At 34.5% G+C, this 10,848-nt stretch carries 4 protein-coding genes; 1 reads left to right on the top strand and 3 read right to left on the bottom strand.

Translation table 11 applies throughout. The annotated features are described in order from the left end of the window. The 3 genes from ACKI2P_RS08860 to top6B all read right to left on the bottom strand — a co-directional run. Positions 1-5,645 (bottom strand): amino acid adenylation domain-containing protein (locus ACKI2P_RS08860; RefSeq protein ID WP_407376942.1); only part of this gene is annotated, 5,645 nt, incomplete at its 3' end. A 212-nt stretch (positions 5,646-5,857) separates the two neighbouring features. Further along, the gene (locus ACKI2P_RS08855) at positions 5,858-6,946 is read right to left on the bottom strand and encodes a DNA topoisomerase IV subunit A (protein WP_407376940.1); all 1,089 of its coding nucleotides are present in this window, start codon (positions 6,944-6,946) and stop codon (positions 5,858-5,860) included. A gap of 8 nt (positions 6,947-6,954) precedes the next feature. Beyond that, complete coding sequence (gene top6B, locus ACKI2P_RS08850; RefSeq protein ID WP_407376944.1) at positions 6,955-8,649, bottom strand: DNA topoisomerase VI subunit B; 1,695 nt, start codon at positions 8,647-8,649, stop codon at positions 6,955-6,957. A 474-nt stretch (positions 8,650-9,123) separates the two neighbouring features. Here top6B and ACKI2P_RS08845 point away from each other — a divergent pair, with 474 nt between their 5' ends. Beyond that, on the top strand, positions 9,124-10,746 hold the full coding sequence (locus ACKI2P_RS08845; RefSeq protein ID WP_407376938.1) for a C69 family dipeptidase: 1,623 nt from the start codon (positions 9,124-9,126) through the stop codon (positions 10,744-10,746). Positions 10,747-10,848 lie beyond the last annotated feature (102 nt).

The following is a 10,848-nucleotide window of genomic DNA, read 5'->3' as shown; positions in this document are numbered from 1 at the left end:
GATGTTTTCACTATTTCAATTTCGTTAGGTTTTATATTGTCATTTCTGTGTTGTTTGAGAGTGCCGTCTTCTGTTGTAATTATTCTTGTTTTAATATATGGGTGGGATTCGATTACTTTAATGAGTGATTCTTTTAATTTGTCAACATCTATTTCCTTTCCGAATCTTATAGTTGTAGGCATGGTATATTTGATTTCAGTAGGGCTCTGCATGCATTCATAGTAGATTCCCAATTGATTTTCAGTTAGTGGGAAATATTCAAGTTTTCCAGCCATTTCAATTAATTCATCAATGTATGTATCATCATTGTCATTTGCATTTATCTCTTCTGATAGTTTTTTGATGGTTGGGGCATTAAACAGCACTGAAATATCTAGGTTTACATTCATTTTTTCATAAATTAATGAGTTTAATTTCATCAATGTCAGTGATGTGTATCCTATTGTGTATAAATCATCTGTAGTACCGAATTTATCAGTTCCGATTAATTCAGAGGTTATTTTAAATAGTTTTTCTTCTGTTTCGTTTTCCGGTTTTACGTTTTCCAGTTTCAGTATTGGTTTTGGTAGTTTTTTGAGGTCTGTTTTTCCGTTTGGTGTTTGTGGCATCTCGTCTATCTGCATGAATACTGTTGGTATCATGTATTTGGTTAACTTGTCTTTCAGGAAGTCTTTTAGGTCGTCTGTGTTGATTTGTTGGTCTGCGGTGAAGTATGCGCACAGGTGGTCGTTGTTGTTGATTTGTTTTATGACTACGACATTTTGTTTGATGTTCGGGTATCTGGAGATGTTTGTTTCTATTTCTCCGATTTCTATTCTTAGTCCTCTGAGTTTGATTTGATCGTCAATTCTTCCTTTTATATCTATTTCACCGTTTGGTGTTTCAATAGCGTAGTCTCCACTTTTATAGTATGGGATGTTGTTTATTTCGAGGAATACTTCTTTGGTTTTTTCGGGCATGTTGTAGTATCCTTTTCCGACTCCTGTTCCTCCTATGTAGAGCTCTCCCATCACTCCCTGCGGCAGTAATTTCCCGTCGATATCTCTTACTTCAGTCACATAGTTTTCTAATGGTTTACCTACGGTGATGTCGTTTATGTCTGTAATTTCTTTGTTGTTTGATGTGATTGTTGTTTCTGTTGGTCCGTAACTGTTGTAGACTATGGCATCACTGTATTTTCTAAATTCTTCATATACTTTTGCTGAAAATTGTTCTCCTCCGAGTAATAAGCATTTTATGCATTTAATAGCTTCGCAGAATTCTTCAACTTCCAGATATGATGCTAATCTTGAAGGTGTAATTTCAGAAACTTCCGGTTTGGTTTCATTGATCAAATCAATTAGTTCAGGAATGTTCTTGATTTGCGAATCGCTTGCAAGTATCAGTTTTCTACCGTTTGAAAGTGAAGTTAAAATGTCATCAACTGATACGTCGAAGGATATTGTTGCAAGACATAATAAGCTTTCATATTGTGATTTAGGATTTTGAACTTGGTTAGATATGTTTTCGTGGCCGATCATCACACCTTTTGGTTTTCCGGTTGACCCTGAGGTATAAATCATATAAGCTGTATCATTTGGATTAACATTGATATTTGGATTTTCTGCATTTTCCTCTTTAAGTAGTTCATTAACATCGATTGAGTTGCCTTCGTTGGTATTACTTATTATGTAGTCCGCTTGGCTGTTTTCATAGATGTAGTCTATTCTTTCTTGAGGATACTCCAAATCTATTGGAATAAATGCACAGCCTGCCTTTAGAATTCCTATGATTGATGCAATCAGGTTGCTGTCCCTTTTAAGCATTACTAAAATATTATTTCCGGCTTCAACTCCTCTTTTAATCAGAGCATTTGCTATTCTATTACTCTTTTCATTCAATTCATTATAGGTTAGGGTCATGTCGCTTGCAACCAATGCAGTTTCATTTGGTTTTTCTTCTACCTGCTTTTCGAAGCGTTCATGTAAAATTGGTGTGTCTAAAGGTGTTAATGTCGGAATCACTTTGGATTTATTTAATTCAATATCCTTAATCATTAATTTTTCTATATCTTCACTAATGAACTGATTTAAAATGTTTAAAATACAATCCAGGAATGTCTCCACATGTTCTTCACTGTACAGTTGGTCGTTGTATGTAATCAGGAATTCAAGATCGTTTTCTGTTTCATTAACGTCAAAAGTAAGTTTATAATTTGTTTCAATGGTATCCAGGTAGTTTACTCTATAATTTTTGTTATTTATTTCCAGTATTTCATCATCAAGATTGTTGTAGGAATAGAAAAATTCCGGTTTTAATTGGAATTCCTCTGCAATTTCAGTATAAGGATAATTGCTGTGGTTTATAGTTTCTTTCCAGATCTCATCTACATTTTCCAATAATCTTTTAATGGTTAGGAATCTATTTTCATCGATTGAAATTATCGGCAAGGTTTTTACTAAAAATGCTTGGGTATTGAAGTAATTTGAATTTGTTCTGCCGTTGAAAATGGTGGTTATCAATGTCTTGTTGCTGAATGTATATTTGTTAAGGTTTAAGATTGTGCTTGCCATTATTAGTACATTTGGACTAATTCCCTTTTCAGAACAGAATTGTCTTATTTGTTCCGGTTTGATGTTTTTGGATATTGATTTTAGTTTTCCTTCCTCTTCATTTCCATTCAGGTCAGGTGTCAATATTGTAGATTCCACGTCCTGTGTTAATTTGCTTTGGAAGTATGTTCTGGATTTTTCATACTCTTCACTGGATTCGTACTCTTTTTCTATGAGGCTGTTGAGGTATCCGTCAATATTTTCCTTTTCAATTTCCTTATTCTGGTAAGCATTTGCAATATTTTTGAAAAACTTGTCTAGAGATTCACCATCTGTTATGATGTGGTGAAAATCTGAAAACAATACAGTTTCATCAGGTGTTTTATAAATTTTAAATCTAAACAGCTGACTGTTTTCCAGAGGGAATGTTTTTACGTTTTCCTTTTCAATTTCTTCTGGGGATATTTCATCAATTTCAATGATCGGAATCTCATCTATTGCTATTGAATCATCTCGTTTTTGCATTAATTCTCCATTTTTGCTGATGATTCTAGTCTTAAGATACGGATATGCTTCAATTGTTTTTACAATGGATGTCTTTAATTTTTCAGCATCAATATCAGAGTCAAATCTTATGATGGACGGGAGATTATAATGTGCCTCTTCGCTGCTTTGAATGCATTCATAATAAACTCCTAATTGGTTGGAAGTTAAAGGATAGTAAACTCTATCTTTTGATGATTCAACTAATTTTTTGAGGTTTGTGGAATCTGTTTGGGTATTGTCAATTTGTTTTGCAATATTTTTAATTGTCGGTTCATTCAATATTGCCGTGATGTTTAAGTTGGCTCCTATTTGCTCATAAATCCTTGCATTGAACTTCATCAGGGTCAATGATGAAAATCCGAGGGAATACAAATCATCATTGATTCCGAATTCTGTTGTTTCACAAATTGAGGATGCGATATCAAACAGTCTATGTTCAGTTTCTGTTTCGGGCAATGTATATGATAATTTAAGTTCAGGTTCCGGAAGTTGCTTTAGGTCTGTTTTTCCGTTTGGTGTTTGCGGCATTTCATCAATCTGCATGAATACTGTTGGAACCATGTATCTAGTTAATCTTTCCTTAAGAAATTCTTTTAGGTCGTCTGTGTTGATTTGTTGTTCTGCGGTGAAGTATGCGCATAGGTGGTCGTTGTTGTTTATTTCTTTTATGACTACGACGTTTTGTTTGATGTTCGGGTATTTGGAGATGTTTGTTTCTATTTCTCCGATTTCTATTCTTAGTCCTCTGAGTTTTATTTGATTGTCTATTCTTCCTTTTATGTCTATTTCGCCGTCGGTTGTTTCTATTGCGTAGTCTCCACTTTTATAGTATGGGATGTTGTTTATTTCGAGGAATACTTCTTTGGTTTTTTCGGGCATGTTGTAGTATCCTTTTCCGACTCCTGTTCCTCCTATGTAGAGCTCTCCCATCACTCCCTGTGGCAGGAGTTTGCCGTCTATGTCTCTTACTTCTGTGATGTAGTTTTGGAGTGCTTTTCCGATTGTAATGTTTTCAGGGTCGTGTATTTCTTTGTAGCTTGATGCGATTGTGGTTTCGGTTGGTCCGTAACTGTTGTATACTTTTGCGTTTGTGTATTGTTTTACTCCTGTGAACGCTTTGGCTGAGAACTGTTCTCCTCCCATTACAATACATTTTGCACAGTCAATTGCATTGCAGAATTCTTCAACTTCGAGGTATGATAATAATCTGGATGGTGTGAATTCCATCACTTCAGGTTTGTTTTGTTTTATGAGTTGCACTAAATCGATGATATTTTTGATTTCGTTGTCATTTGCAAAGATTATTTTTATTCCGTTTGTTATTCCAGTTAGAATGTCTTCAAGTGATGTATCAAATGCGATTGTTGCAATGCTCAATATACTGTTGTATTCGCATTTCGGGTTTCCTTCCGCTTCGTTACATGCATTTTCATGTCCGATTACTACTCCTTTTGGAAGACCTGTTGATCCTGAAGTGTAAATCATATAAGCATTATCTTCAGGATGGACATTTACATTTGGATTTGATGTATCTTCTTCTTTTAACAGTTCATTCACATCAATGGAGTTTCCTTCGTTGGCATTGCTTATTATGTAGTCTGCTTGACTGTTTTCATAGATATAATCAATTCTTTCTTGAGGATACTCCAAATCTATTGGGATAAAAGTACAGCCTGCTTTTAGAATACCTATGATTGATGCAATCAGGTTGCTGTCCCTTTTAAGCATTACTAAAATATTATTTCCGGTTTCAACCCCTCTTTTAATCAGAGCATTTGCAATTCTATTACTTTTTTCATTCAATTCATTATAGGTTAAGGTCTTGTCGCTTGCAACCAATGCAATCTCATTTGGTTTTTCCTTTACTTGCATTTCAAAGCGTTTGTGCAATATGGGATTTTGGATTTCACTAAAAGCAATATTTTCATTTTCATTTTCAATTGCTATATCTGAGATGCTAATTTTATCTATTTCGCTTGTGATGATTTGTTTAATTATTTTTTCGATACTTTCTAAGAATATTTCAATGTACTTTTTGGTATATAATTTGCCGTTGAACAGCAAAGAAAATATAATTTTTTCATTGGAGTGGGAGATATTCAAATAATTTGAGTAATCGGTATTTGAAGGAATATTTTTATTGTATGAATAGTAGAATTCTGGTTTTAAGTTGTATTCATTAAGTAGTTCATTAATTGATTCATAAGGATGATTTTGATTTTCTTTTAATGTTTTTTTGATTGAGTTTATGTATTCTTTGATAGTTATGGATCTGTTTTCATATTTTGCTGAAAAAGGTATATTTTCATCATAGAAAATGAGGTTTTCACATGAAAAGTTAAATTTGTTCAAGGCTAACAATAGGCTTGCTAAAAACAATTCATTTTCTTCAATTTCATTGTTTTCACAAAATTCAGTTGTATTATTTGGAAGTTCATGAGTTACTTTACGTGTTATTCCTTCTTCCTTCTTTCCATTTTTATTTGGGGCGATTAAGGTTGTTTCATCAAAATTTATAATTTGTTTTTCGTAATATTCCTTTAATTTTTTAATCTTCTCAGAATTCATAAAATCATCCACTAAACTAATATATGTTTAGCTTTGTTTTTTAAGTATAAATATAAATTACTTTTTTCTCAATTTTTTAAAAAAAAGTTGAAATTTTTTTGAGTAAAGAAATAATAATTATTTTTTTTTAATTTTTTAAAAGAATGGATTTTTGGTATGTGCGGTGGTTTAAAAATTTAATAAAAAAAGAAAAAAGGAGGAAAATATCAAGTCTATGCTTGATTTTCCATTTCTTCAAATTTTGCTGGGAAATACTCATCTACAACGTATTCAAGCCCATATTTTGAGAAAGATTGCTGTTCTGCTTTCTTACCTATTTTAAGCATCTTTTTGATTTCAGTTTGCCAGAAATCATTTTTATACCTTGGGTCTTTTGAAAGCTCTTTTAATCTCATGACGTCAACATCTTTTAGTTTATCGGTTGGTAAATCATAGTTGATGATATCAGATGCTGTAACTCCAATGAATTTTGCATCAGGAGTTGCCAATTGATGGTTAACGTGAGCTAATTTTGCACTTCCGGAAATAATTACCTGTGCAATGTGGAATCCCCAAGGGTCTCCGTCGTTACAGATGTAGACTGGAAGGTTAAGTTCTTCATTAACTCTTTTAAGAAATCTTCTTGTAGCCCTTGCGGCTTGTCCTTTAAGCCCGACAATCAGGGTGTTGAATCTTTTGTGAGCATTTTCCTGAACGAGCCTGTGGAACATTCCCATGGTTTCCACTGCCAGTACTTTGTCTACATTATGGTCCAAGAATTCCACTTGGTCAATTGTTGGTGAGATTGTGTAACCTGATTTTCCCATTTTTGAGGCATTGACTTCTACTTCGTCAAATAGGGTAATGTCTCCGTAAACTGATGCTCCGTCTTCTTCAGGCATTAATCCTAATTCTTCACGGGTGGTACCAAGAGTTACTTCAAGGTCTTCTCCAACAATGTTTGATTCTTGTTGTGTTTTAAAACTGATTCCCCAACCTTCTGAAACGTAATACATCTCCCTGATGGTAGCTGTCTTTTCTCTTGCAACTAAATCTTTACAGAAATTACCTACATAAACCATTTGGCCCAATTTTCTGATTTGTTTTACGTTACCTAATGATCTTCTTCCGTATCTGTCTCCTAATACGTAATATCTTTTCGCATCATCATAAACGATGTTTCCGGTTCCTCTGGATGGGACTTTGATACTAGGAACCTTATTCTGTTCAATGTTTTCAATGATTTCTTGACCTAATCCTGTTAACTTGTTAAGAGTGTATTGTTTTCTTTCTTCTTTGTGTGTTTGTTTTGGGTCAGCCATTTAATCACCTATTCCTCCAATTCCTCATCTTCATCATCATTATCTACAAAACTGTCTAATGTAGATTCTTTTGGTTCAACGGTACGTCCGAACTCGTCAATTTCTTCCATAATAATTGCATCAAGTTCTTCTTCTTCCTCTTCTTCTTCCACTTTCTCACCAAGAAGCTCTGCAAGAGCCCTTTTGGTAACTTTTGCTAACACTTCCTGATATTCTGGAACTCCTGTTTCACCGAGTTTTGCAGCTTCTTCAATGATAACTGGAACGTATTCTTCAAATACTTTTGAACGTTTTTCTTTTTCTTTAGCTGCTTTTTTGGCTCTTAGGTGTTTTTGCAGTTTACGAGCCAATTTCATTGTTGCCTGTCTGATTTCATGAACGATTTCAGGTTCAGGTGATACACTTTGCTTACCTGTTGAAAGGTAAGGAACCTGTGTTGAAATAATGTTTACGAATAATGTTAGTGGAGTGTTGTCCATATCTCTTAGTCCGTAACGTTTCCAATCGATACTTTTGAGAGCTTCTGTAATTGCACAGCTTCCTGCATCGAATGTCAATGGAACTCTGTTTGCAAATCTCATGATTTCAGATTTTCTCTGTTCATTGACAACTCTTCCGGCATTTCCACCATATGCAAGACCTGCTTCGATAATGAATGATACACCACCAGCGTAGGTCACTGGTTTTCTTGTGATGGTTTCTACAAATTCCGGCTTAAGAATCTGTTTCATACCTTTTTCTACCTGTTCTGAACCGATTGGTATAAGTCCGTCTGTTGGAGGGGCCATAAATTTCATTTTCTTAAAGCATTGTACAATAGCTTCAGCTTCCTGGAAAGTCATGGCTTTTGGACGTTTGTTCATGTCAATTCCGGTGATTTCTGCGATTTCATCAACCCTTTTGTTTGACATTCTTGACATTGAGGATGTCATCATACTTTTGTATCTTCTGCTGTCGGTATTCTGTGCCATTGTCATTAAATCGTCAGCACTCACACCTTTTGGATGCGGTAATACTTCTTTAGGTTGTACTGGAACAACGTCTGCTGCTCTTTTGAAGATATATTTGTGTCCGGATGGATCCCTGAATGTGATTTTTGCGTGTGGGTTTCCAATCATGGTTCTTCTGATGTATTCAAAAGCACCTTGTTCTGCCATTGAGTAGGATACTTCTTTAAATTGAAGTTCAATGCATACTCCAGTACTTTCAGCAGGATAATCTTCTCTTTCCATCAAAATTCCACGGTTGTTTTTAACATCCATCTGGAATTTCATTTTTACTCCTTTAATTTCATCGCCGTCTTTGTAGCATGAAATTACACGGGCAGGTTTACCGGTGGTCATTTGTGATAATAGCACACAACCACTACATCCTAAACCCTGTTGTCCTCTGGATTGGATGTTTCTGAATTTGGATCCTGCAAACATCATACAGTATACCTGCATTACATAATCTTCAGGAATTCCAGGTCCGTTATCTTTATGTCTTAAAATGTAGTGTTCTTTATCAACACGTTTCAATTCAATGTCAATGTCAGGAAGGATTCCTGCCTCTTCACATGCATCGAAACTGTTTGTAATCAATTCGTGGAAAACAATTGTTAAAGAACGGATTTTTCCAGTAAACCCTAACATCTGCTTGTTCTTCCTGAAAAACTCAGATGGAGTCAACCTTTGGAAATCCTCTTCCCAATCAAGTCCCATTCGTTGTTCTTGAGCCAAAATTTTTCCTCCTAATAATATTATATGTTTAAATTTATTATGGATTAGATATTTAAATCAAGTGAGGGAGAGCATTTGATAAGTAATATTTTTACAGTACCCTATCTGTCTTGCTTAAATATGTGGCAAAATAATAATTTAAAAACATGTAGAAAATATAGTATTTATACTATGCTATCTATATATGTTGGTTACAGTATATAAGTTTTTAGCATTATCAATATAATTTTTATAGCAAAATGTGATTAAAACTAATTCAAGAATGTAATATTTCTTTGAGTTCATTTTTTTGTTGGAGGTTTTATTATTTTTCAAATTAAATTTAAATTGGTGTATGATTAAAATATTTTTTTTGAAATTTATAAATAAAACAGTAATTTATTAATTTACAAATGTTAAAAATATAATTAACTAAATCTTATTTTAGAGATTTTTAAATATTGGGGGAAAATTAAGTTGGTTTTAAAATTTATGTCCAAAAAATTTATTGTTTTATTTTTCTGTGGGCTGCTTATATGCAGTATGCAGGCCAGCGCAGCATGTACTGCGATATATGTAGGTTCAGATGTTAGTGCTGACGGTTCTACAATTTTTGCCAGATCCAATGACAATCAAGGTGTTAAAGCAAATCAAATAACCGTGACTCCTAGGGTTGAAAACGAATCCGGTCGGACTATGCCTGTAAGTATAGACGGAAGTGTAAAAACAGAGATTCCGGCAACCACGTATAAATACACTGCGACACCCTACATGAATAGTACACGAACATCTAATGATTTGCTTCAGGATGCGGCTGTATGCTCTAATGAATACGGTGTGTCCATGTCCATGTCGGTTACTGCATTTCCAAACAAAGCTGCATTGGAAGCAGACCCATTAGTGAAAAACGGAATATGTGAAGATGCTGCTACAGACCTTGTTATCTGTCAGAGTAAATCTGCTAGGGAGGGTGTAGAAGTTCTTTTAGGAATTATTGACAAGTACGGCAGTAGTGAGTCCAATATTGCTTTCATTGCCGATCAAAAAGAAATATGGTATGTTGAGATGTATACTGGACATCAGTATGTTGCAGTGAAATTGCCGTCTGATAAAGTCTCAGTTTTCGGTAATGAGTATTCACTGGAGTACTTATCTGACTATGAAGATAATATCACATCTAAAGATTTATTTAGTCTTGCTGAACAAAAAGGTTTTGCAGTGCACGGTAAAAATAATGAGATTAATCTGCTTGATACATATTCTGGAAATGAAACTATTACAAACTACTCTCATATGAGGACTTGGATTGGACACCAAATTCTGTCTCCTTCAAAGTTCTCTGCAGACTACAATCCGAACACTACCTATCCTCTTTGTTTTGAACCGGATAAGAAGGTTTCAGCAGAGGATGTCTGTCAGCTTATGCGTAACAGGTATGAAGGAACAAAATATTCTCCAGATGAGACTGGTAGAAAGGATATGAGAGTTATCGGATCAGATACAACAATGAGTGCACATGTGGTACAGATATTTTCAAATCTTCCTGCTGAAATGGCATGTATTAATTGGATCAGTTCCGGACCACCTGTTTACGGAGTGTTCATACCGGTTTCAAATGATTGCATAAATATTAGTGATGCTTACGGAGCTGACCAACCTGCAGGCGATGGTAACAAATTTGACACGGATAAATATGCTTATTATCTCTTTAAAGACATTTGTACTCGCTGTGTTGGGCCAGACAACTACAAAAGTTATGGTAAACCTGTACAGGAATATTGGAAAAATGCAGAAAGCAACATGTTCGATGGAATGAGTCAGGTAATCGCAAATGCTGCAAAAATGAATGATAGTGCTTCCAGAGCAAAGTATATCACTTCATACTGCAATGATATGCAAAACAAGGTATTTGAGGATGGAAAATTAATCCTTAATAATTTGACTTGGTCACAAGGCGACAACAGTAATACGTTTAAAATCGAGCGTAATCCAGAAACACATCAAATGACAGGTAAAGAAGTTACTATTCCTACAATGGAATTGAAACTTGATGCATCTGTCTTTGAACTACCTCAACTTATTGAAGTTGAGGATTCCTAGGTTTTTTATTATATATCGTTGGTTATTTGATATTATCCTAGGCTATCTCCCTCGTCCCATGGGTTCAGACAAAAATGTTAATGTTTTGCTTTTTTAAACTTG

Source organism: Methanobrevibacter sp., assembly GCF_045541095.1.
GTDB lineage: Archaea > Methanobacteriota > Methanobacteria > Methanobacteriales > Methanobacteriaceae > Methanocatella.
The sequence above is the reverse complement of the archived record's forward strand: the minus strand, read 5'-3'. Positions and strand labels throughout refer to the sequence as shown.

Bases quoted from the DNA above. Each gene is read 5' to 3' on its own strand.
- ACKI2P_RS08855 (WP_407376940.1), bottom strand. From the start codon at position 6,946: ATGGCTGACCCAAAACAAACACACAAAGAAGAAAGAAAACAATACACT.
- top6B (WP_407376944.1), bottom strand. From the start codon at position 8,649: ATGGGACTTGATTGGGAAGAGGATTTCCAAAGGTTGACTCCATCTGAG.